The organism is Microbacterium sp. LCT-H2 (assembly GCF_001866135.1).
Lineage (GTDB): Bacteria > Actinomycetota > Actinomycetes > Actinomycetales > Microbacteriaceae > Microbacterium.
Genome location: NZ_MODW01000005.1, coordinates 13,216 through 35,781, shown reverse-complemented (window position 1 = coordinate 35,781; position 22,566 = coordinate 13,216). Strand labels below are relative to the sequence as shown.

21 protein-coding genes and 1 tRNA gene are annotated in these 22,566 nt (G+C 70.1%); 10 read left to right on the top strand and 12 right to left on the bottom strand.

Annotated elements, in window-relative coordinates:
• The first annotated feature begins 57 nt into the window (after positions 1–57).
• The 3 genes from glgA to BK819_RS12595 all read left to right on the top strand — a co-directional run bounded on the left by glgA (position 58) and on the right by BK819_RS12595 (position 2,423).
• Positions 58–1,242: a glycogen synthase gene (glgA, locus tag BK819_RS12605; protein ID WP_071329465.1), complete on the top strand. Its 1,185-nt coding sequence runs from the start codon at positions 58–60 to the stop codon at positions 1,240–1,242.
• 17 nt (positions 1,243–1,259) lie between these two features.
• Positions 1,260–2,045, top strand: coding sequence for an ABC transporter ATP-binding protein (locus tag BK819_RS12600; RefSeq protein ID WP_071329464.1), 786 nt, complete (start codon positions 1,260–1,262; stop codon positions 2,043–2,045).
• A gap of 120 nt (positions 2,046–2,165) precedes the next feature.
• Positions 2,166–2,423 carry a type B 50S ribosomal protein L31 gene (locus tag BK819_RS12595; protein ID WP_017202258.1) on the top strand — a complete coding sequence of 86 codons (258 nt, stop codon included), beginning with the start codon at positions 2,166–2,168 and terminating at the stop codon, positions 2,421–2,423.
• A gap of 68 nt (positions 2,424–2,491) precedes the next feature.
• Here BK819_RS12595 and BK819_RS12590 read toward each other — a convergent pair whose 3' ends face one another.
• From BK819_RS12590 to BK819_RS12580, 3 genes are read right to left on the bottom strand one after another with little or no spacing between them, the layout of a single operon-like run.
• Positions 2,492–2,776 (bottom strand): hypothetical protein, encoded by a 285-nt coding sequence (locus tag BK819_RS12590; RefSeq protein ID WP_126893090.1) that lies wholly within the window; start codon positions 2,774–2,776, stop codon positions 2,492–2,494.
• Positions 2,777–2,829: 53 nt separating this feature from the next.
• Positions 2,830–4,086, bottom strand: coding sequence for an alpha/beta fold hydrolase (locus BK819_RS12585; RefSeq protein WP_218138567.1), 1,257 nt, complete (start codon positions 4,084–4,086; stop codon positions 2,830–2,832).
• Positions 4,083–6,086 (bottom strand): DUF262 domain-containing protein, encoded by a 2,004-nt coding sequence (locus tag BK819_RS12580; protein ID WP_071329462.1) that lies wholly within the window; start codon positions 6,084–6,086, stop codon positions 4,083–4,085. Before BK819_RS12580 ends, BK819_RS12585 begins: the two co-directional genes overlap by 4 nt.
• Positions 6,087–6,262: 176 nt before the next feature.
• On the opposite strand from BK819_RS12580, the gene BK819_RS12575 reads away from it, so the two are divergent.
• Complete coding sequence (locus BK819_RS12575; protein ID WP_025103622.1) at positions 6,263–7,036, top strand: hypothetical protein; 774 nt, start codon at positions 6,263–6,265, stop codon at positions 7,034–7,036.
• A 192-nt stretch (positions 7,037–7,228) separates the two neighbouring features.
• Positions 7,229–7,732, top strand: coding sequence for a DUF3145 domain-containing protein (locus tag BK819_RS12570; protein WP_025103621.1), 504 nt, complete (start codon positions 7,229–7,231; stop codon positions 7,730–7,732).
• A gap of 139 nt (positions 7,733–7,871) precedes the next feature.
• Here the strand turns inward: BK819_RS12570 and BK819_RS12565 are convergent, their stop codons facing one another.
• Positions 7,872–9,275 carry a PLP-dependent aminotransferase family protein gene (locus BK819_RS12565; RefSeq protein ID WP_071329461.1) on the bottom strand — a complete coding sequence of 468 codons (1,404 nt, stop codon included), beginning with the start codon at positions 9,273–9,275 and terminating at the stop codon, positions 7,872–7,874.
• 95 nt (positions 9,276–9,370) lie between these two features.
• On the opposite strand from BK819_RS12565, the gene BK819_RS12560 reads away from it, so the two are divergent.
• Positions 9,371–10,048, top strand: a complete 678-nt coding sequence (locus tag BK819_RS12560; protein WP_071329460.1) for a YitT family protein — start codon at positions 9,371–9,373, stop codon at positions 10,046–10,048.
• A gap of 87 nt (positions 10,049–10,135) precedes the next feature.
• Here the strand turns inward: BK819_RS12560 and BK819_RS12555 are convergent, their stop codons facing one another.
• From BK819_RS12555 to aceE, 6 genes are all read right to left on the bottom strand, one after another.
• Positions 10,136–11,374 (bottom strand): beta-ketoacyl synthase, encoded by a 1,239-nt coding sequence (locus tag BK819_RS12555; RefSeq protein ID WP_071329459.1) that lies wholly within the window; start codon positions 11,372–11,374, stop codon positions 10,136–10,138.
• A gap of 97 nt (positions 11,375–11,471) precedes the next feature.
• Positions 11,472–11,720 carry an acyl carrier protein gene (locus BK819_RS12550; RefSeq protein ID WP_017202249.1) on the bottom strand — a complete coding sequence of 83 codons (249 nt, stop codon included), beginning with the start codon at positions 11,718–11,720 and terminating at the stop codon, positions 11,472–11,474.
• 69 nt (positions 11,721–11,789) lie between these two features.
• The gene (locus tag BK819_RS12545; protein WP_071329458.1) at positions 11,790–12,791 is read right to left on the bottom strand and encodes a beta-ketoacyl-ACP synthase III; all 1,002 of its coding nucleotides are present in this window, start codon (positions 12,789–12,791) and stop codon (positions 11,790–11,792) included.
• A complete protein-coding gene (locus BK819_RS12540) occupies positions 12,788–13,708 on the bottom strand; it encodes an ACP S-malonyltransferase (protein ID WP_071329457.1) in 921 nt (306 codons plus the stop codon). The genes BK819_RS12545 and BK819_RS12540 overlap by 4 nt, the downstream gene beginning before the upstream one ends.
• 92 nt (positions 13,709–13,800) lie before the next feature.
• Positions 13,801–14,997: a CdaR family transcriptional regulator gene (locus BK819_RS12535; protein ID WP_025103615.1), complete on the bottom strand. Its 1,197-nt coding sequence runs from the start codon at positions 14,995–14,997 to the stop codon at positions 13,801–13,803.
• Between the two features lie 31 nt (positions 14,998–15,028).
• Positions 15,029–17,755, bottom strand: coding sequence for a pyruvate dehydrogenase (acetyl-transferring), homodimeric type (gene aceE / locus BK819_RS12530; protein ID WP_071329456.1), 2,727 nt, complete (start codon positions 17,753–17,755; stop codon positions 15,029–15,031).
• Positions 17,756–17,908: 153 nt separating this feature from the next.
• Between aceE and BK819_RS12525 the strand changes: the two genes are divergently transcribed.
• From BK819_RS12525 to BK819_RS12515, 3 genes are all read left to right on the top strand, one after another.
• Positions 17,909–17,981 (top strand) — tRNA-Val (locus tag BK819_RS12525).
• 27 nt (positions 17,982–18,008) lie between these two features.
• Positions 18,009–18,896, top strand: a complete 888-nt coding sequence (locus tag BK819_RS12520) for a TIGR01777 family oxidoreductase (RefSeq protein ID WP_071329455.1) — start codon at positions 18,009–18,011, stop codon at positions 18,894–18,896.
• A gap of 64 nt (positions 18,897–18,960) precedes the next feature.
• Complete coding sequence (locus BK819_RS12515; protein WP_071329454.1) at positions 18,961–19,914, top strand: L-lactate dehydrogenase; 954 nt, start codon at positions 18,961–18,963, stop codon at positions 19,912–19,914.
• Between the two features lie 34 nt (positions 19,915–19,948).
• Here the strand turns inward: BK819_RS12515 and BK819_RS12510 are convergent, their stop codons facing one another.
• Complete coding sequence (locus BK819_RS12510) at positions 19,949–20,713, bottom strand: SDR family oxidoreductase (RefSeq protein ID WP_071329453.1); 765 nt, start codon at positions 20,711–20,713, stop codon at positions 19,949–19,951.
• Between the two features lie 100 nt (positions 20,714–20,813).
• On the opposite strand from BK819_RS12510, the gene BK819_RS12505 reads away from it, so the two are divergent.
• Positions 20,814–21,650, top strand: a complete 837-nt coding sequence (locus BK819_RS12505) for a helix-turn-helix transcriptional regulator (protein WP_025103610.1) — start codon at positions 20,814–20,816, stop codon at positions 21,648–21,650.
• Between the two features lie 10 nt (positions 21,651–21,660).
• Here BK819_RS12505 and BK819_RS12500 read toward each other — a convergent pair whose 3' ends face one another.
• Positions 21,661–22,500, bottom strand: coding sequence for an aldo/keto reductase (locus BK819_RS12500; protein ID WP_071329452.1), 840 nt, complete (start codon positions 22,498–22,500; stop codon positions 21,661–21,663).
• Between the last annotated feature and the right edge of the window lie 66 nt (positions 22,501–22,566).

Sequence of the window (22,566 nt, the reverse complement as noted above, 5' to 3'; positions counted from 1 at the left end):
GATCCCGTTCGGCGCGGGGAACTAGCATCTGGACAACCCGCTCGATAGCGTCTAGGAATGCGAGTCGAGATGATCACCAAGGAGTATCCGCCGGAGATCTACGGAGGCGCGGGTGTGCACGTCGCCGAGCTCGTGTCCGCGCTGCGTCGGGACATCGACGTGACGGTGCGCGCGTTCGGTGCGCCGCGCGACGAGGAGGGCACCTTCGCCTACCGGGCACCGGAGAGTCTCGCCGGCGCCAATCCGGCGCTGCAGACGCTCGGCACGGACCTGGAGATCGTGTCCGCGATCGCGGGCGCCGACGTCGTGCACAGTCACACCTGGTACGCGAACTTCGCCGGTCATCTCGCCTCCCAGCTCCACGGGATCCCGCACGTGCTCACGGCGCACAGCCTCGAACCGCTGCGGCCGTGGAAAGCCGAGCAGCTCGGGGGCGGCTACGCCGTGTCGAGCGGGATCGAGAAGCTCGCCTACGAGAACGCCGCCGCGGTGATCGCGGTGAGTGCCGGCATGCGTGCGGACATCCTCCGCAGCTACCCGCAGGTCGACCCCGCGCGGGTCCGGGTGATCCACAACGGCATCGACGTGGAGCGCTGGCGTCCTGTCCAGGACCCCGCGTTCCTCTCCTCGATCGGGATGGACCCGGACCGGCCCTCGGTCGTCTTCGTCGGACGCATCACACGGCAGAAGGGGCTGCCCTACCTCCTGCAGGCGGCACGGCTGCTGCCGCCCGAGGTCCAGCTCATCCTCTGCGCCGGTGCTCCGGACACGCCGGAGATCATGGCGGAGGTCCAGGAGGGGGTGCGGCTGCTGCAGCAGACCCGCAAGGGCGTGGTGTGGATCGAGCGGATGCTGCCGCGGGACGAGCTGTCGGCGATCCTGGCCGCGGCGACCACCTTCGTCTGCCCGTCCGTCTACGAGCCGCTCGGGATCGTGAACCTCGAGGCGATGGCCTGCGGAGCCGCCGTCGTCGGGACAGCGACCGGCGGGATCCCCGAGGTGGTGGACGACGGCGTTACCGGCCGACTGGTCCCGATCGAGCAGGTGCAGGACGGGACGGGCACGCCGACCGACCCCGAGCGCTTCGTCGCCGATCTCGCCGCGGTCCTCACCGAGGTGGCCACGGATCCGGAGAGGGCCCGGGAGTACGGGGAAGCCGGTCGGGAGCGGGCCCGCACGCAGTTCAGCTGGGCCGCGATCGCCGATGAGACCCGCGCGCTCTACGCGGAGCTGACCGCGTGAGCCGATAGGCTTTCGGTATGCCGATCGCTCTGGAGTTCACCGACGTCGTCGTGCGCCGAGAGGGGCGCAACATCATCGATCACGTGACCTGGCAGGTCTCGGACGATCAGCGATGGGTGATCCTCGGGCCGAACGGTGCCGGCAAGACGACCCTGCTGCAGCTCGCCGACACGCTGATGCACCCCACCTCGGGCACGGTGACGGTTCTCGGCGAGACGCTCGGACGCGCGGACGTCTTCGAGATCCGTCCGCGGATCGGGTTCGCGTCGTCGGCCATGGCCAAGCGCATCCCGCGCGATGAGACGGTGCTCAACACCGTCCTCACGGCGGCCTACTCCGTGCTCGGACGCTGGAACGAGAGCTACGAGGACATCGACGAGCGGCGTGCGCTGCGCGTTCTGGGCGACTGGCGCCTCGCGCACCTCGCCGACCGCACGTTCGGCACGCTGAGCGACGGTGAGCAGAAGCGTGTGCAGATCGCCCGGGCGGTCATGACCGACCCGGAGCTGCTGCTCCTCGATGAGCCGACCGCCTCGCTCGACCTCGGCTCGCGCGAGGAGCTCCTCGCACTGCTGGGCGGCTACGCGTCCGCACCGACGACGCCCGCGATGCTCATGGTGACGCATCACGTCGAGGAGATCCCGGTCGGGTTCACCCATGTGCTCCTGATCCGTGACGGCGCCGTGGTGGCGGCGGGGCCGATCGCCGAGACGCTCACCGCGGATGCCCTGGGCGAGACCTTCGGGATGCCGATCACGCTCAGCAGCGAGGACGGGCGCCACTCCGCCCGCGCCGCCTCCTGACCTCGGTTCTGATGGGTTACTGCGCCCGTCGAAGTACTGGTAGAATCAATCCTTGGTGCGCTCGGCACCGCAGACTTCCCTCGTCCCTGGCACAATCCAGGGCAGCAACAAAGGAATCCCATGAAGACTGACATTCACCCCGACTACAAGGCTGTCGTGTTCCGCGACCTGGGCTCGGGCGAGACCTTCCTCACCCGTTCCACCGTCACCAGCGACAAGACCATCGAGCTGGACGGCGTGGAGTACCCGGTGATCGACGTCGAGATCTCCTCGGCCTCGCACCCCTTCTACACGGGTAAGCAGCGCATCATGGACTCGGCCGGCCGCGTCGAGAAGTTCAACCAGCGCTTCAAGGGCTTCGGCGGCTCCTCCAAGTAAGACCGCCCACGAAGGCCCCGCACTCCTCGGAGTGTGGGGCCTTCGTCATGCCCGGGCCGGGCGGTCGCTCAGACGTCGATGACGATGCGTCCGCGCTCGATGCGGCCCGGCGGATCTCCGGGGGTCGGCGCCGGGGCCGTGCGCCGGGTCTGCCGATCCCGCTCCTGGCCGGCCTCGTGCGCGGTGGGCGACCACACCGCGTCGAAGACACCGACCAGCCCTCCGGACCCGGCTTGCTCGTACTTCTCCTCGACCGGACGACGGGAGAGGGAATGCCGGATGCCCACGAAGAACAGCACCGGTCCCGTGCCGAGCACGAGGACGATCGTGGTCCATCCGAGCAGATGCTCCATGGCCCCAGGATAGATCGCGGAGCGCGCCGACGGCACCCGTCGCGCTCCGGAGGTCAGCGGATGCGGCGTCCGTGGGCGAGGTCGATCAGCCGTTCCAGTACGGGCCCCGTCCGCAGGCCGTTGTGCTCGTGCTCGCTCGTCACCCAGGGCGTCACGCCGGGGAGGAGACGGGCGGTCTCCAGCGAGAACTCCAGGGGCACATAGACGTCGTTCACGTAGACGGCGGCGGCGCCCGTCGCTCCGGAGGCGGCGAGAGCAGCGGCGTCGTAGATCCGCGGCCAGGGGTGGTCCGCCAGGATCGACGTCACCTCGCTCCAGGGCTGCAGCGCCGGGACGGTGTCGGCCCACTCGCGACGGACGTGCTCGCCCGTGAAGAGCGTCGGATCGTCGCGGAAATCGGTCGGCTCGACGCGCTCGGCGGACCACCGCGTGGTGTGTCCGTTCGCATAGCTCGACTCGTGGAAGGCGTAGTACAGCGGGTTGCGGCCGCCGAAGGGCATGGCGTGCTGGAGGTCGTGCCGGAAGGCGTTGGATGCGGGATCCCGTTCCAGTAGCGACCAGACCGTCTGCCAGCCGTCGTCGGTGCCGAGAGCGGAGCCGACCGAGCGCAGGCGGGAACGCGACACGACCTCGCCGTCGGGGAGGACGATCTCACCGGCGTCCGCGAGATCGATCAGGCGCCGCATCACGTCGCGGTGCTCCGGGAAGCGCCGGTAGTACCGCTCGGACGCCGTGCGCATCTTGTCGTAGCAGAGGGCGTAGACCTCGTCCGGGTCGCGCTCGACCGTGCTGAGGCCTCCGGTGATGAAGACGTCGTCGAGCGAAGCCGCGTGGGTCGACAGGTAGGCCAGCGTCGTGAACCCGCCGAAGGACTGCCCGAGGACGCTCCACGTCGGCGCCCCCAGGTGCTCCCGCAGCGCCTCGCAGTCGCGCACGATGGCATCGGCGCGCAGGTGCGTCAGATGCTCGGCGACGGCTTCGGCGCCCCGCACGAGGTCGCCGTCGCCGACAGGGGAGGACAGCCCGGTGCCGCGCTGATCGAGCAGGACGAGTCGATAGTGCGCGAGGGCCTGGTCCAGCCACGCCGGCGCGGTGGAGGAGTGGAAGGGGCGCGGCGCCTCGTGGCCCGGCCCGCCCTGCAGGAACACCAGATAGGGGAGGGCCTCGCCTCCCTCCCGTGCGACCACGCGGGCGAACACGTCGATGGTGCGGGTGTCTGCCGGGTCGTCCCAGACGAGGGGGACCGTGAGCGTGTGCTCCTCGACGGCGAGGTCGAGCAGGCGGCGGCGGAGGACAGTGGTCATGGTCACATCACATTCCCGATGTAGGAGTACTTCACGAAGACCTCGGCGGCGATTCCGGACTCGTCGAGGACTCCCTGGACGGCCGTCATCATGTAGTTCGAGTCCCAGCCCATGTAGAGGAAGTGCGTGTCGTCGAGGTCGTCCCACTGCCCCTTCCATGCCTTGTCGCGGTAGATCGGGCCGCCGTGGGCCGCGCAGTACGCCAGAGCGGCCTCGGTCGTGTCGGTCCAGGCGCGACGGAACACGCGGTTGAACAGGTGCTTGACGTCGTACACCTCCCACCGCTCGCCCCGATACTCCACGTAGTCGAACTCGCGTTCCCACCCCGCGGGCCAGCCGCGGCGGCGGACGGCGTCCAGGATCGGGGTGAGGCCGTCGTCGTCGATCTCGGGCAGTGCGGGTCGTGCCCACACGCGGACGAGGTCGGCCGTCAGGCCCACAGTGCGTGCGGTGATGGCCGCCGTGCCCCAGGACTCCTGGGCAGCGAGGGCACGGGTCGCCGGCACGGCGCTGCGGGCATAGGCCTCATCGCGCTTGACGGGGAACGAGGCACCGAAGACCCGCTCCGTCAGCCCCTGTTCCAGCAGCGTGAGGTTGCCGAGAGTGGGTGCGAGGGCGCGGTGGCTGTTCTGCTCGTCCTCGGAGTACTCGCTCCAGGGGCGCACGCCGTCGCCAGACCAGGCGTCGCCGGGCACGGCGGGCACGATGTGCTCGACATCGAAGCCGTCCACGTCGTCGACGCCCTCGAGCCGGCCGAGCACATAGGCCGGGTACGGCAGCTCGCTGTACTTGAGCACGGCGCTGACCCGCTCGTCCGACGGAGTGATGCGCGCGATGGCGCGGGCGAGGGCGTCGTGTCCGTCGCGACGCGCACGGCAGAGCCGGGCGATGAGGCGTTCGGCGGGAAGGTTCACGAGCGCGCGACGGAGGAACATCGCCTGCAGCCACTCGAGCGTCTCGAGGAGCTGACCCCGGTCGATGCGGCCACGCGCGTGATCGCTGTAGGCGCTCATGACCAGCGGGTAGGAGGAGCGTCCGAACGTGTTGACGTACCGCAGTTGCCGCGCGACCTCGGGGTCCTGCTCCTTCGTCGGATCGAGGAGGATGCCGTAGATCTCCGCATAGTGCCGCCACGTCTCGGCGTCAGCCTGGAGGTGGGCGACGTCGACGCGCGGGAACGACCGGCGGAAGGCGCTGTACACGCCGTGCTCCCCGTTCGCCGCCACCTCTCGCCCCGTCACGAGCACGAGGTAGTGACGCCAGAACGCCCCGATCGCCTCGCCCGTGTGGTGCTCGATCGGCAGCCAGAACCGCGCTTCCACGTCCATCTGCTCGGCGTGGTTCAGCCCCATGAGGATGTAGTTGTGGATCAGCTCGTGATCCCGCAGCGGCTCGCCGGTGGAGTTCAGGCTCTCGAAGATCTGCTGCGCGTTGGCCTGGGCGCCGAGCGTGATCGACACGTGTTCGAGTCGCTGCAGTCCCCGCCAGATCGACGGTGCCTCGTCGGCATGGATCTGGCTGCGGAAGAACGCGTAGTTGTCGTCGAAGCGCGACTCGCGGTCGAGGTCGTCGCGGCGATCGAGCACGACCGATTCGTAGAGATCGGCCCAGGCCTCGTGCGGACGCAGCTTCGTGCGCTCGGGGTCGTCGGGGCGGACCAGCACGCGGGCGAGATCGGCGGCGAGCTCCGGATCGCGCTCACGCACCGAGTGATGCAGCGCCGCGACGAGGAGCATGAGCGTGGTGAGGCGCTGCTGCCCGTCGATGAGGATGAGGTCGGCGTCCGGGCCGGAGCCGTCCTCGGCGGAGAGGATCGAGCCGATGAAGTGGCGATGCGCGTCGTCTTCCGCGGCGACCGCCCTGACGTCGGAGAGGAGCCGCTCGCAGCCGCCGATGTCCCAGCGGTACTGCCGCTGGTAGACGGGGACGACGATGGTCGTGCGTCCCGCCGCGAGCCATTCGATCGTGTTGACTGCCGTCGCCTCGACGTTGGTCGCGGTGCTCATGCTGGTGTCTCGTCCTCCCGTAGCGACAGGCGCCACGGACGCGCCGGGTGCCCCGCCCAGTCTATTCGCTTATCCACGGCGACCCTCCGGGGGAGCGCCAGGTCCCGCTGTTAGCCTTGCCTTATCAGGGCCTGTTAAAACGTGCTGGCCCCCGATGAAAGGAACATGACTCGATCATGGGATACATCAAGTCCGCAGCGCTGGAGGAGAAGGGCTTCGTCGTCCTCGACAGCTACGACCAGGAGGCCGACCCCAAGGAGTGGCTCGACATCGAGTACGTCGACTGGAAGTCCTCGGGCGACACCCGGTTCGCACCCCTCGCCAGCGCCTTCGGCGACATCGAGTGCAACGGCTTCTGGAACCACAAGCCGCCGCGCACCGACAAGGACGGCGTCTGGATCGACGAGCAGACCGCCAAGGCACCGAACCTCACGCGCCGTGCGCAGGAGCCGGGCGCGAACGTCGGGCGCTGCCGCGTCATCGAGCTGCAGCCGACCCCCTACGGCGACTGCCTCTACAACCTCCACCAGGACGACAACAACCGCCTGAACCCGGACGGCACCGGCTGGGTCGTGCGCGGGTTCTTCAACCTGACGGACGACAAGGACAGCTACTTCGTCCTGCGTGAGAACCGCACGGACCCCAGCATCGAGTACCGCATCGCCCTGCCGGCCGGTGCGCAGCTCATCGTCGACACCCAGCGTCTGTGGCACGCGGCCACCCACAACGGCACCGACCCGCGCTACTGCCTCATCACCTCGTGGACCTCCGGTCCCGAGCTCGACGCCTACATCGAGAAGTACCACGGCACCGACGACGTCCCGAACGTCGAGGTCCCGCAGGACGTGCTCGAGTTCGGCTACGCCGAGCAGGCCCGCAAGGATGCCGCTCGCGCGGCCTACTACGCCGCGAAGGGCCAGCAGGTCAAGCAGGCCATGAGCGAGGCCTGAGCGTCCCCATACTGGGTCGCTGAGCTCATCGAAGCGCCCGAAGGCCCCGGTCCACGGACCGGGGCCTTCGTCGTCGAATCACATGCTTGTGATTTCGCGGGAACTCGGCGAGAATGGGCGCACAACCGCATACTCTCGCCACTTCGTGGTTCAGGTCGTAGGGGAAGACGCACCTGATGAAACGGAGAGATCATGGCGACGGCTTACGCACGCGGAGTGGTGTTCATCCACTCGGCGCCTCGCGCGCTCTGCCCGCACCTGGAATGGGCGGTGGGTCGCGCTATCGGGCGTGCGGTGAACTTCGACTGGACCGAGCAGCCTGTGCTGACCGGCGCACGCCGCGCCGAGTTCTACTGGGATGGTCCCGTCGGTACCGGTGCTGCCCTCGCGACCGCGATCCGGGGCTGGGAGCACCTCCGGTTCGAGGTGACCGAAGACCCGACGCCCCGCAGCGACGGCGGTCGGTGGCTGCACACGCCCGACCTCGGCATCCACTACGCCCAGACCGATGCCGCCGGCAACATCGTCATCGGAGAGGATCGCATCCGCTACGCGATGGAGATCGCCGCGGGCAACGCCGTCGAGCTGCAGCGCGAGCTCGACATCGCCCTGGGGTCCGCCTGGGACGAGGAGCTGGAGCCCTTCCGTCACGCCAGCGACGACGCGCGCGTCGTCTGGCTCCACAAGGTCGGCTGACCGACCGTCGATACCGGGAGCGCGGAGGCGTGAGTATCGGATGCCGGTGAGTGATCCCGGACGCTGAGAAGACGAATCCCCGCTCCGCTCGACGAAGACCCCGCCCCGGCAGACTGGGCGGGGTCTTCGTCTGCGCAGATCAGATCACGGCCGCGTGCGCGAGGTCGTCGACCGTGTTCACACCACCGCCGCGCACGTCCGCCCAGGCCTGCGCCAGACGCGTCATCGCCTCCGCCGCGCGCTCGGGCGGGAGCGTGATGGGAACCCGGAGTCGCCGCTCCAACACTCCGCCGGTGGTGAAGCGCGGCCCGGGCGGGAGGATGAGTCCCCGCTCGCGTGCAGCGAGGGAGAGTGTGGTCGACAACGGGGCGCCGAGATCGATCCAGGCGGAGAGGCCGCCGGGCGTCTCCGGCATCCGCATCCCCGGGATCTCGGCGATCGCCGCGGCCACCGCGTTCCGCCCGGCGCTCAGGCGGCGCCGCACGTGATGGGTGAGCGCGGGGACGTCGTCGAGCAGCTCCACGGCGATGCACTGCTCGAGGAGGGCCGTGCCGAGCTCGAACGAGGGTCGGACGGCCAGCAGCCGGGCGATGACCGAGCGCTCGGCGCGGATCCAGCCGATGCGCAGGCCTCCCCACGCGATCTTCGACATCGATCCCACCGTGATCACGTTCGGGCCCTCGGCCGCCATCGGCGCCGGTGCCCGTCCCCGGTCGATGTCGAGCTCTGCCGTCGTCTCGTCGACGATCAGGTGCGTGCCGGTGTTGCGGGCCGTCGTCGCGATCCGAGACCGCTCCTCCTGCGGCAGCGTCGCTCCGGTGGGGTTGTGGAAGTCGGGGATGAGGTACGCGACGTGCGGGCGTGCGGTCAGCAGGGTGTCGGTGAGGTGCCGGGCGTCCCAGCCGTCGGTGTCGACCGGCGTCGGGAGCAGCCGGTAGCCGTGCCGGTGCAGAGCCTCGAGCGCGTGCGGGAAGGTCGGCTGCTCCACGAGGGCGCGTTCGCCCCGGCGGCCGAGCGCCGTGAGGATGAGGTTGACGGCGTTGAGGGCGCCGGAGGTGATCATGATCTCGTCCGCCGAGGTCACCGCGCCGCGCTCGGTGAATCGGCGGGCCACGGCATCGCGCAACTCGGGAAGGCCCTGCAGCGAATAGCCGCTCGTCCCGCGCAGGGCCGCGAGCCGGGGGAGGGACCGCACGGTCGCGTCGTACAGGCCGGGGGTCGAGTCCATCGAGGCGATCGACAGGTCGATCGCCTCGTCGTCCGCGTCGAGGGCGGCGGCCGACGGGCCGTGCGGGAGGGTCACTCTGGTGCTTCCGCCATGATGCCGGGACACGTAGCCGCCGGCCTCCAGAACGCCGTAGGTGCGGGTGATGGTCGAGCGTGATCGCCTGAGTTCGAGGGCGAGGGCCCGTTCGCTCGGCAGTCTCTCGCCGACCGTGAGGCGTCCGTCGAGGATGAGGGCCCTGATGCGGTCGGCCAGGCCCGAGGCCGAGGCGTCATCGATGTCCTGGGTGCCGAGCTGGGTGACGAGACGGGAGGCCATGCGTCCAGCCTGCCGCAAAGTGGCCTTCCATGTGCAGGCCACTTTTCGCTCAGTGGTCGGCCTCGTCACGCCTTCGCGCGGGCCACGATGGGGAGATGCTCTTCCGTGCCGTCTTCCTGCCCTTCACCGCGACCAGCCGTCGAGACCTGGTCGAGCGGCTGGCGCAGCTCGTGGGCGGGCTCTTCCTCTACGGCGTCGCGCTCGGCTTCATGGTGCGCGGCGGCATCGGCGTCGCGCCCTGGGACGTCCTGTCGCTGGGTGTCGCACGCTGGACGGGACTCGGGTACGGGGTCGTCACGGTGCTGATCTCGATCATCGTCCTGCTGCTGTGGATCCCGCTCCGTCAACGGGTGGGCCTCGGCACCTTGCTCAACGCGCTGCTCATCGGCCCGTTCGCCGATCTCACGCTCCTCGTGCTGCCTGCTCCGCCGTCCGTGTGGGTCGGGGCCCCCATGTTCGTGCTCGGACTCGTGCTGCTGGCATTCGCCACCGGTCTCTACATCGCGGCGGACTTCGGCCCCGGACCGCGCGACGGACTCATGACGGGGCTCGTCCGGGTGACCCGGTGGCCGGTCTGGCTGGCGCGGACGGTCATCGAGGGCTCCGTGCTGCTCGTCGGCTTCCTCCTCGGCGGTCCGGTGGGCGTCGGCACCGTGCTGTTCGCGTTCGGCGTCGGTCCGTTGATCGGCTGGTTCCTCCCGCGGATCGAGCGCCGCCGTCGGCAGCGTTCGCAGCTCCTCGCCGTCCGGGCGAGCGCGCCCCTGGGTCCCTGAGCCTGTCGAAGGGTGAGAGCGGACTGCGCATGACGAAGGCCCCCGGGAAGATGATCCCGGGGGCCTTCGTCGCGGATGTGGAAGCGGTCAGTCGACGCCGCCGAGCACGAGCACGGCGTTGTGTCCGCCGAAGCCGAACGAGTTGCTGATGGCGACCTGCGGGCCGTCGCCGAGCGGAGCCGCCTCTCCGGACAGACGGAACGGCACCTCCGGGTCCGGCTCGGTCATGTTGATCGTCGGCGGGGCCACGCGGTCCCGCAGCGCGAGGAGCGAGAAGATCGCCTCCAGCGCGCCGGTCCCGCCCAGGAGGTGTCCGGTGGACGCCTTGGTCGCCGACACCGGGATCTCATCGATCCGGTCGCCGAAGACGTTTTTCAGCGCGACGTACTCGTTGGGGTCGCCGACCGGCGTCGAGGTCGCGTGGGCGTTGATGTGCGTCACCTGGTCGGGGGTGATGCCGGCCTCCTCGAGTGCCTGGACGACGGCACGGGCCGCCCCCTTGCCCTCGGGGTCGTTGCCGGTGATGTGGTAGGCGTCGGCGGTCACTCCACCGCCGAGGACGTAGCCGTAGATCTTCGCGCCGCGGGCCTTGGCGTGCTCCTCTGTCTCGAGGATGAGGGCCGCTGCGCCCTCGCCCATCACGAAGCCGTCGCGGTCGATCGCGCCGGGTCGGGAGGCGTGGGCGGGGTCGTCGTTGCGACGTGACAGCGCCTGGGCGGAGGCGAACGCGGCCATGGTGATCGGGTGGATCGCCGACTCCGTGCCGCCGGCGATGACGACGTCGGCCAGGCCCTCCTGCAGGTGGTGGAAGGCGTGGATGATCGACTCGGTGCTGGAGGCGCAGGCGCTGACGACCGTCTGTGCGTAGGCGCGGGCCTCGAACTGCAGCGACAGGTTGCCGGCGGCCGCATTCGGCATCAGCATCGGCACGGTCAGCGGCATGACCCGGCGGGGGCCTTTCTCGCGCAGCGTGTCCCAGGCGTCGAGCAGCGTCCAGAGGCCGCCGATCCCGGTCGCGAAGTCGACGCCGAGGCGCTCGGGAGCGACCTCGGGCGAGCCCGCGTCCGCCCAGGCCTCACGGGCCGCGATGAGGGCGAACTGTGAAGACGGGTCGAGACGCTTCGCCTCGTGGCGGGGCAGCACCTCTTCCGGACGGACGCTCGCGGAGGCGGCGAACGTGACGGGCAGGTCGTACTCCTGCACCCAGTCGTGCTCGATCGTGCGGGCGCCGGAGGCACCGGCGAGAAGGTTGTCCCAGTTCTCCGGGGCCGTCCCGCCGATGGCGGAGGTGGCGCCGATGCCGGTGACGACGATGCGCTTGGTCATGAGGTGTGGTTCCTTGTCGAAACGAGGTCATGCGGGGGATGGGCAGGGACGGAGGATGCCACTCCTCACCCGGGGCGAGGGTGGCATCCTTCCGGGATTACTCCTGGCCCGCGACGATGAAGTTGACGGCGTCGCCGACGGTCTTCAGGTTCTTGACCTCGTCGTCGGGGATGGTGACGCCGAACTTCTCCTCGGCGTTGACGACGATCGTCATCATCGAGATCGAGTCGATGTCGAGGTCGTCCGTGAACGACTTCTCCAGGGCGACCTCGCTGGCGTTGATGCCGGTCTCGTCGGTGATCAGCTCTGCGAGGCCGGCGAGGACCTCATCGTTGGTGAAAGCCATGGTGGTCTTCCTCTTTCTTGCGGGTTGTATTCGGAACCGTGGAACAGTCTAGGGAAGGTCGACGCGTCTTCAGGGAAGGACGACGACCTGGGCTGCGAAGACGAGGCCGGCGCCGAAGCCGATCTGCAGGGCGAGTCCGCCGGAGAGCTCCGGGTGCTCGGCCATGAGGCGGTGGCTGGCGAGGGGGATCGAGGCGGCCGACGTGTTGCCGGTGGTCTCGATGTCGCGGGCGATGACGGTGGTCTCCGGCAGGCCGAGCTGCTTGGCGAACTCGTCGATGATGCGCATGTTGGCCTGGTGCGGGATGAAGGCGGCGAGGTCGGAGGCCTCGATCCCGGCCTTCTCCAGCGCCTCACGTGCGACCTTCGCCATCTCCCAGACGGCCCAGCGGAAGACCGTCGGGCCCTCCTGGCGGAGCGTCGGCCACGGCACGACGCCGTCGCGGAAATCCGTGAGGGTGGCGTTCATGCCCACGGCGTCTGCTTTCGAGCCGTCGCTACCCCACACAGCGGGGGCGATGCCCGGCGTGTCGCTGGGGCCGATGAGCGCGGCGCCGGCGCCGTCGCCGAGGAGGAAGGAGATGCTGCGGTCGGTCGGGTCGACGACATCGGAGAGCTTCTCCGTACCGATCACGAGCGCGTGGCGGGCCGCACCCGCCTTGATGAGCGCGTCGGCCTGCGCCACGGCGTAGGCGTAGCCCGCACAGGCCGCGTTGATGTCGTAGGCCGCGGCCGGGTTGGCCCCGACGCGGTCCGCGACGATCGCGGAGACGGACGGCGTCTGCTTCGGGTTGCTGATGGTCGCGACGATCACGAGGTCGACATGGGCGGCCGGGACGCCCGACTTCTCGATGGCCTCGGCTGCCGCCGCGGTCGCGAGGTCGATGGCGTCGGTGTCCTTGTCGGCCCGCGCCCGCGTGATGATGCCGGTGCGCTGACGGATCCACTCATCGCTGGAGTCGATCGGCCCGATGAGGTCTTCGTTGGGCACCGCGTTCTCGCCGCGAGCCGCGCCGAACGCGTAGATGCGGGTGTAGGCGGGCCCGGCGATCTGGGCGAGGGAGGCGGTCATGCGGCTTCTCCGTTCAGCAGCGCGACGGCGGCTTCGAGGTCTTCGGGGGTCTTCACGGCGACCGTCGGCACGCCGCGCAGGCCGCGCTTGGCGAGACCGACGAGGGCGCCCGCGGGGGCGAGCTCGATGACGCCGGTCACGCCGGCGTCGGCGAACGAAGCCATGCAGAGGTCCCACCGGACGGGGGAGGAGACCTGGTCGACGAGGTAGTCGAGCGCCGTCCTGCCGTCGGTCACGACCGAGCCGTCGCGGTTGGTCCAGAGCGTGATCTCGGGGTCGCCCGGCTGCACATCGGCGACCGCGTCGCGGAGGGTCGAGACGGCGGAGGCCATGTAGTCGGTGTGGAATGCGCCGGCGACCTGGAGCGGCACCACGCGCGTGCCCTTGACCGGCTCCTCGGCGAGAGCCGCCAGGGCCGGAAGGGGACCGGCGACGACGATCTGCCCGCCGCCGTTGAAGTTCGCCGGCGCGAGGCCGAGCTCGGCGAGTCGGGCGAGGAGAGCCTCCTCATCGCCGCCGAGCACCGCGCTCATCCCCGTCGGGGTCTGGGCGGCGGCATCGGCCATCGCCCTCCCGCGGATGCCGACGAGGCGCATGCCCGTCTCGGCGTCCAGCACGCCGCTGCCGACGAGCGCCGCGATCTCCCCGACGGAGTGCCCGGCGATGCCATCCGCGCGGCGACCGGCGGCGGCCACGAGGGCATCACCGGCCACGAGGGAGGCGGCCACGATCAGCGGTTGGGCGACGCGGGTGTCACGGATGGTGTCCGCGTCCGACTCGGTGCCGTGCGCGCGGAGATCGAGCTGTGCGGCCTCGGAGTAGGCGGCGAGACGCTCTTCCACTCCGTCGAGCTCGAGCCAGGGGGCGAGGAATCCGGGGGTCTGCGAGCCCTGTCCAGGGCAGACGACGACAATCACCCACCCAGTCTGCCAACGATCGCGGCAGAACGGTGGATGATCCATCACAAGATTGCGTGAAACCCTTGTGTGTGGCGCACAGATCGCGCGGCTCAGCGCGGAGGGCGACGGAGCGGCGGACGGCGACGCACCTGCTCGGCCGCCCCGATGGAGCCGAGGATGAGCGCGGTCTGCAGGATGAGGGCCTCGCGGGGTCCGGTCGCGTCCCACCCGATGACCTCGCTCACCCGCTTGAGGCGGTAGCGGACGGTGTTCGGATGCACGAAGAGCTCGCGGGCCGTCGCCTCGAGGGACCGGCCGTTGTCGAGATAGCTCCAGAGCGTCGTGACGAGGTCGGTCGAGTGCGCCTGCAGCGGGCGGTAGATGCGCTCGATGAGGGTCTGCTTCGCGAGAGGGTCGCCGGCGAGGGCGCGCTCCGGAAGCAGGTCGTCGGCTTCGACGGGCCGCGGTGCGCTCCGCCACGCGCGGGCCACCGCGAATCCGGCCAGCGCTGCACGCGCGCTCTGGCTGGCATCGACGAGGGCGGCCACCGCCGGCCCCAGCACGACGAACCCCGGGCCGAAGGACGGCTCCAGACGGGCCGCGATCTCCTGGAACCCGAGCTCCTCGTCCTCGCCCTCCTGGCCCTCGACGCGCGCGCGTCCGAGCACGAGCACGAGGCGCGAGCCCTGCACGCCGATGAGGACGTCGACCGCGAGCTTGCGCGCCGTCCGACGCACGAGGTCGACGTCGAACTGCGGGGGTGTGGTGCCGACCAGGACCGCGACCTCTCCATGGCCGTGCCACCCGAGCGCGGCGATCCGGCTGGGCAGCTCCTCGTCGGCCTCGCCCGTGAGGATCGAGTCGACGACGAGCGCCTCGAGCCGCGCGTCCCACAGACCGCGGGCCTCGGCGGCGCGGGCGTAGACGTCGGCGGCGGCGAACGCCACATCCCGCGAGTAGAGCAGGATGGCTTCGCGGAGGTGCTCGCCCTTGCCCGCCACCCGCTCCTCGGTCACCTCGACGGTGACGCGGATGAGCTGGAGCGTCTGCTGCAGACTCACGCTGCGCAGCAGCTCACGGGGAGCGGCGGCGAAGATGTCCGCGGCGATCCACGGGGTGGACGTCGGGTCGTCGTACCACTGGATGAACGACGTGATGCCCGCCTGCGCCACCAGCCCGACCGCGGAGCGGCGGGCTGGTGGCATGTCGGCGTACCAGGGGAGGGTGTCCTCCAGCCGCTTGATGGTCACCGTGGCGATGTCGCCGGAGATCCGGCGCAGCCAGGTGAGCGTGGCGGCCTTGTCCATGCCGGCGGCGGAGGTGGGTGTCACCGAGGGCTCAGCTTTCGCCGCCTGCGTTGCCGCTCGTGCCGGCGTTCACGTCGTGCAGGCGGTACTTCTCGATGGCCTGAGCGGAGAGGCCGCGGTCGACCTTGCCCTCCTCGGCCAGTGCCTGCAGGGTGCGCACGACGATCGACGGGCCGTCGATCTTGAAGAAGCGGCGGGCCGCGGCACGGGTGTCCGAGAAGCCGAAGCCGTCGGCACCGAGGGTGGCGAAGCGGTTCGGGACCCACGGGCGGATCTGGTCCTGCACGGCGTGCATGAAGTCGCTCACTGCGACGACGGGACCTTCGGCGCCCTGGAGCTTCTGCGTGAGGTACGCGGTGCGCGGCTCCTGCTCCGGGTGGAGGAAGTTGTGCTCGTCGGCGGCGAGGCCGTCGCGGCGCAGCTCGGTCCACGAGGTGACCGACCACACGTCGGCGACGACGCCCCAGTCCTTCTTCAGCAGATCCTGGGCCTCGAGTGCCCACGGCAGACCCACGCCGGAGGCGAAGAGCTGCGCGCGGGGGCCGTCGCCCTCGCCGACGGCGACGCGGTGGATGCCGCGGACGATGCCGTCCACATCCACGTCGGCAGGCTCCGCGGGCTGCACCATCGGCTCGTTGTACACCGTGAGGTAGTACATGACGTTCGGGTCTTCGTGCTGCCCGCCGTACATCCGCTCGAGACCGGAACGCATGATGTGCGCGATCTCGTAGCCGTACGCGGGGTCGTAGGAGACCGTCGCCGGGTTGGTCGAGGAGAGCAGGTGCGAGTGCCCGTCGGCGTGCTGGAGGCCTTCACCCGTGAGGGTCGTGCGGCCGGCGGTGGCGCCGATGATGAAGCCGCGGGCCATCTGGTCGCCGGCGGCCCACTGGGCGTCGCCAGTGCGCTGGAACCCGAACATCGAGTAGAAGATGTAGATCGGGATGAGCGGCTCGCCGTGCGTCGCGTAGGACGTGCCCGCGGCGGTGAACGCCGCGAGAGCGCCGGCCTCATTGATGCCGACGTGGACGATCTGGCCCTGCGGGCTCTCCTTGTAGGCGAGCAGCAGCTCCCGGTCGACCGACGTGTAGTGCTGGCCGTTGGGGTTGTAGATCTTCGCCGTCGGGAAGTACGCGTCCATGCCGAACGTGCGCGCCTCGTCGGGGATGATCGGCACGATGCGGTGGCCGAACTCCTTCGAGCGCAGCAGGTCCTTCAGGAGGCGGACGAACGCCATGGTCGTGGCGATCTCCTGCGTGCCGGAGCCCTTCTTCGGCAGCGCATACGCGTTCTCCTCGGGGAGGGAGAGGCCGACGTGCGTCGAACGGCGCTCCGGGAGGAAGCCGCCGAGGGCCTTGCGGCGCTCGAGCATGTACTGGATCGTCTCGTCCTGCGGTCCCGGGTTGTAGTACGGGGGCAGGTACGGGTTCTCCTCGAGCTGCGCGTCCGTGATCGGGATGTGCATCGCGTCGCGGAACGTCTTGAGGTTGTCCAGCGTCATCTTCTTCATCTGGTGGGTCGCGTTGCGGCCCTCGAACTGCGGGCCGAGCCCGTAGCCCTTGACGGTCTTCGCGAGGATGACGGTCGGCTTGCCCTTGTGCTCGGTCGCGGCCTTGAACGCGGCGTAGACCTTGCGGTAGTCGTGGCCACCCCGCTTGAGGTTCCAGATGTCGTCGTCGGAGTAGTCCTTGACGAGCGCGGCGGCGCGCTCGTCGCGGCCGAAGAAGTGCTCGCGGATGTAGGCGCCGGACTCGGCCTTGTACGTCTGGTAGTCGCCGTCGGGCGTGACGTTCATGAGGTTGAGCAGTGCGCCCTCGGTGTCGCGGGCGAGCAGGTCGTCCCACTCGCGGCCCCAGACCACCTTGATGACGTTCCAGCCGGCGCCTCGGAAGAACGACTCCAGCTCCTGGACGATCTTGCCGTTGCCGCGCACCGGGCCGTCGAGACGCTGCAGGTTGCAGTTCACGACGAAGGTGAGGTTGTCGAGGCCCTCGTTCGCCGCGACCTGGAGCTGTCCGCGGCTCTCGACCTCGTCCATCTCGCCGTCGCCGAGGAACGCCCAGACGTGCGACTGCGAGGTGTCTTTGATGCCGCGGTTCTCGAGGTACTTGTTCGACATCGCCTGGTAGATGGCGTTGATCGGGCCGAGACCCATCGACACCGTCGGGAACTGCCAGTACTCCGGCATGAGGCGCGGGTGCGGGTACGACGGGATGCCGTTCGGCGCATGCGACTTCTCCTGGCGGAAGCCGTCGAGCTGGTCCTCCGTGAGGCGCCCCTCGAGGAAGGAGCGGGCGTAGGTGCCGGGGGAGGCGTGACCCTGGATGAAGATCTGGTCGGCGCCACCGGGGTGGTCCGCCCCCTTGAAGAAGTGGTTGAAGCCCACCTCGTACAGCGCCGCCGAGGAGGCGTAGGTGGAGATGTGACCGCCGACGCCGATGCCGGGGCGCTGGGCACGGTGCACCGTGATGGCGGCGTTCCAGCGGATCCAGGCGCGGTAACGCCGCTCGATCTCCTCGTCACCGGGGAACTCGGGCTCGTTCTCCGGGGCGATGGTGTTGATGTAGTCGGTGGTCGGAACCATCGGCACGTTCAGGTGCAGTTCCTTGGAGCGCTTGAGCAGGCTGAGCATGATCTCGCGCCCGCGGCCGTGGCCCTTGGCGTCCACCAGCTCGTCGAGCGACTGCTGCCACTCACCGGTCTCTTCCGGATCGCTGTCGAGGGGGCCCTGAGAGTACGGATCCTGGTCGTGGACGGTCACGGGGGAACCTTTCGTCAAGCTGGCAGGTCATGCCAAGGAAACGGGAAGCGACACGGGCAGCCTTGTCGGCCGTGCACAACGCGCGCCGACCTCAGCCTATCCCTCTTCCACGACACGGGTGCGCATCCGCACCCGGATAGACTGAGCGCACCAGGGCCTTTAGCTCAGCTGGTAGAGCGCCACGTTTACACCGTGGATGTCGTCGGTTCGATCCCGGCAGGGCCCACCCGTAACGTTTGCAGCGGGGAGCGCAATGACGCGACGCATCGTCATCAGCGGGGCATCAGGCCTCATCGGTTCCGCTCTCGCCGCCTCCCTGCGGGCGGACGGCATCGAGGTGACCACCCTCGTGCGACGTCCCCCGCAGGCGGAGGGCGAGATCGAGTGGGCTCCGGGTGAGGCGTCCCTGGATCCCGACGCACTCGCCGGGGCGGAGGCCGTCGTCGCCCTCGGGGGTGCGAGCGTCGGCCGGCTGCCGTGGACGCGTGGGTACCGCCGCCAGCTCGTCGAATCACGGCTCGACGCGACGAACACGCTCACCACCGCTCTGCGCGCCCTGCGTACCGACGCGCCCGCCTTCCTCTCCGCTTCCGCCGTGGGCTACTACGGATCGGCGCCCGGCGAGGTGCTCACCGAGCACTCCGGCCCGGGGAGTACCTTCCTGGCTGACCTCACCGTGCGCTGGGAGACGGCAGCGCGACGAGCGGAGGACCACACGCGGGTCGCCCTGCTGCGGACGGCACCGGTGATCCACCGCCGGGGTGTGCTGCGGCCCATGATCACGCTGACGAAGCTCGGCGTCGCCGGCCCGCTGGGGCCGGGTACGCAGATCTGGCCGTGGATCTCGTTGGACGACGAGGTGCGTGGCATCCGCCATGTCCTCGAAGAGAAGCTCGCGGGACCCGTCAACCTCACCGGGCCGACCCGGGCGTCCGCGAACGACATCGGTCGCGCGCTCGCGCAGCGGATGCACCGGCCGTTCTGGCTGCCCGCTCCCCGGTGGGCCCTGCGCCTCGCCCTCGGCGATGCCGCCGACTCGTTGCTGCTCCCGGACGCCGACGTGCGCCCCGAGGCGCTGCAGCAGTCCGGCTTCCGGTTCACCCATTCCACAGCAGCCGAAGCGGTCGCCGCCGCGATCTGACGAGCCCGCGATTCTCCCGGCGAGACCCCTGCCGTCGCAGCGCTCGCGCTGTCAGGATGGGCGCATGGAGATCATCGAGAACTCGAAGCTCACCGTCGTCGGCGCCGGAAGCGTCGGATCGAGCGTGGCCTATGCGGCTCTGATCCGGGGATCGGCCCGCCACGTCGCCCTGTACGACATCGCGACGGAGAAGGTCGAGGCGGAGGTACTCGACCTCGCGCACGGCACGCAGTTCACCGGCAGCAGCGACATCATCGGCGGCAGCGATATCTCGGTGGCGGCCGGTTCCCACGTCGTGGTCATCACCGCGGGAGCGAAGCAGAACCCGGGGCAGACGCGCACCGAGCTCGCCGGCGTGAACGCCGGCATCATCCGGCGCATGATGCCGGAGCTGCTGTCCGTCGCGCCGAACGCGGTCTATGTCATCGTCACGAACCCGTGCGACGTGCTCACCGTCATCGCTCAGCAGGAGACGGGCCTGCCCCCAGAGCGCATCTTCGCCTCCGGAACGGTCCTCGATACCTCCCGGCTGCGCTGGAAGCTGGGGGAGCGGGCGGGCGTGTCCACGGCCAGCGTGCACGCCCATATCATCGGGGAGCACGGCGACACCGAGTTCCCGCTCTGGTCGCGGGCGACGATCGGCACGGTCCCGATCCTCGACTGGGAGACCCCGGAGCACCCGCGCTTCACCCTGGAGGAGCTGGACGAGATCGCCGTCGACGTCCGCGACGCCGCCTACAAGGTGATCCAGGGCAAGGGCGCCACGAACTACGCGATCGGGCTCTCCAGCGCGCGCATCGTCGAAGCGATCCTCCGAGACGAGCACGCGGTGATGCCCGTGAGCACGGTTCTCCGCGACTTCCACGGGATCGACGGCGTCGCCCTGTCCGTGCCGTCCATCGTCAGCGCCGCCGGGGCCCTCCCGATCCGCACGACCGCGTTCTCGGATCGCGAGCTCGACCTGCTGCGGCAGTCCGCCGACGCGCTCACCGCGGTCGCCGCATCCCTGCAGGAGTGACGGCGGGTGGGGCGGCGGACCGCCCCACCGGGGTTCACCGGCCGTGCGGATCCGTGCGGTTGAGCACCGCCACGACCTCGTCGTAGTCGCCCCGCGCCTCGCCGTAGCGGAGGAACTTCACCCGCTCGACCTGGATCTCGGTCGCGTCGGGCTGAGTCTCGATGAGCGTCATGACCTCGTCGATGAACGCGTCGAGGGGCAGTGCGGCCTCGTTCTCCGCATGCCCGGGCATGAGGTCCGTGCGCACGGCGGGCGGCTCGAGCTCCTGCACCGCGACAGTCGTGCCCGCGAGCTGCAGCCGCAGCGACTCGCTGAGCATGTGGATCGCCGCCTTGCTCGCGTTGTACGTGGGCGTGACCTTCAGGGGTGCGAAGGCGAGACCGGAGGAGACGGTCATGATGGTCGCCGAGGGCTGGGCCTGCAGGTGCTCGATGAAGGCCGCGATGAGGCGGATCGGGCCGAGGACGTTTGTCGTGACGGTCTCCTCGGCGGTGGACAGGAAGCCGGCCGGCGTGGTCCAGTCCTCCGCCCGCATGATGCCGGCCATCGTGACCAGCACGTTCAGCGTCGGATGCGCGGCGAGCACCGCGGCCGCGGCCTCGCTGATGCTCGCCGGGTCGGCCGTGTCGATGCGGATCGTGTGGAGTTCGGGATGCGCGGCAGCGATCGCGGCCAGCCGGTCCTCTCGACGTCCGCCGACGATCACGGTGTTGCCGCGCTCCTGCAGTCGGAGGGCCAGCGCCAGGCCGATCCCGCTCGTCGCGCCCGGGATGAAGATGGTGTTTCCGGTGATGTCCATGACCTCAGCCTCGACGCTGCACTGGCGCCGTTCCAGAGACGGCTGATCGGGGGATCGGCGGTCCCTGGATCCCGTCCCGCGTCCGGGGGATACTGCACGGATGGATCGTGACGCCCTGGCCGACTTCCTCCTGCGCCGTCGGGAGGCGCTGCGTCCTGCCGACGTGGGCCTGCCCGAGGGGACTCGGCGACGGACGGCCGGACTGCGCCGCGAGGAGGTCGCACAGCTGGCGACCATGTCGACGGACTACTACACGCGTCTCGAGCAGCGCCGGGGCCCGCAGCCGAGCGCCCAGATCCTCGCCGCCCTCGCCCGTGCGCTGCGGCTGTCCTCGGACGAGCGCGACTACCTCTATCGCCTCAGCGGACTCAGCGCTCCCGATCGGGCGGTGATCACCGACTACGTCCGTCCCGGCATCCTCCGCGTGCTCGACCGTCTGCACGACACCCCGGCGTTCGTGGTCTCGGCACTCGACGAGGTGCTGGTGCAGAACGACGCCTCCCGGGCGCTGATCGGAGACGCGAGCGGTCTGACCGGACTCGACCGGAGCGGCATCCATCGCTGGTTCGCGCGACCGGAGGAGGAACGGCGGCGATACCGGGAGGTCGATCACCCCCGGCAGTCACGGGCGCTGGTGGCGGCGTTGCGTGCAGCGTACGGCACCATGGGCGCGCGGTCACGGGCGGGGGAGATCGTGGCGGATCTGTCGGAACGGAGCCCCGAGTTCGTGCGGCTCTGGGCGGCCCACGAGGTCGCCCGTCGCTTCGAGCAGCACAAGGTGATCGTCCATCCGGAGCTGGGGGAGATCGAGGTGGACTGCCAGGCGCTGTTCACCGAGGACGAGTCGCAGGCGCTCATCGTTCTCACAGCGCAACCCGGGAGCGAGGCCGCCGGGAAGCTCGAGTTCCTGCGCGTGCTCGGCACGCAGAGCGTCTGAGCCCTCGCGCTCAGGACTCCTCGTGCACGGCGGGATCGCCGTCGAACAGGCGCCCGTCCGCGCGTCCGAGTGCGGTGATCGCGGCGACCTCCGCGTCGTCGAGCACGACGGCGGCGGCCGCGAGGTTCGCCGCCTGGTGATCCGCGGACGACGCCTTCGGGATCGCGACCGTCTCCCTGGCCACGTGCCAGGCGAGGACGGTCTGCGCGGTCGTGATGTCGTGAGCGGCGGCCACCTCGCGGACGACGGCCTCGTCGAGGAGGGCCTGCGCACGCCCCAGCGGGCTCCAGGCCTCGGTGAGGATGCCGTGCTCCCGGTGGTAGGCCAGCTGCTCCTCCTGCGGGAAGTACGGGTGCACCTCGATCTGGTTCACGACCGGCCGGACCCCGGTCTCCCGTTCGATGCGCTCGAGATGCTCGGGGAGGAAGTTCGAGACGCCGATCTGGCGGACGACGCCCCGCGCCTGGGCGTCCACGAGCGCCTCCCACGCCTCGACGTACTCGTCCTGGCTCGGGTTCGGCCAGTGGATGAGGTGCAGATCGGTCGCGTCGAGGCCGAGGCGGGAGCGGCTCTCCTCGATGCTGGCGGTCGCCGTCGCGCGGGCATGGTGCCGTCCGGGGAGCTTCGTCGTCACGATGACCTCGGAGCGGGGGACGCCGGAGGCCGCGACGCCGCGCCCGACGGAGCCCTCGTTCTCATAGTTGAACGCCGAGTCCACGAGGCGGTAGCCCGCACGGAGGGCCTGGGCGACCGCGTCGGCTCCGGCGTCGCCGTTCAGCCGGTACGTGCCGAGACCGAGTGCCGGCAAGGCGAAGCCGTTGTGGGCGCGGAAGGTGGGGACAGCGGTCATCGATGCTCCTGGCGTTGGCGTGCTTCCAGCGTAGGGCGAGTTGGCGCCGCACGGCCCTCCGCGCGA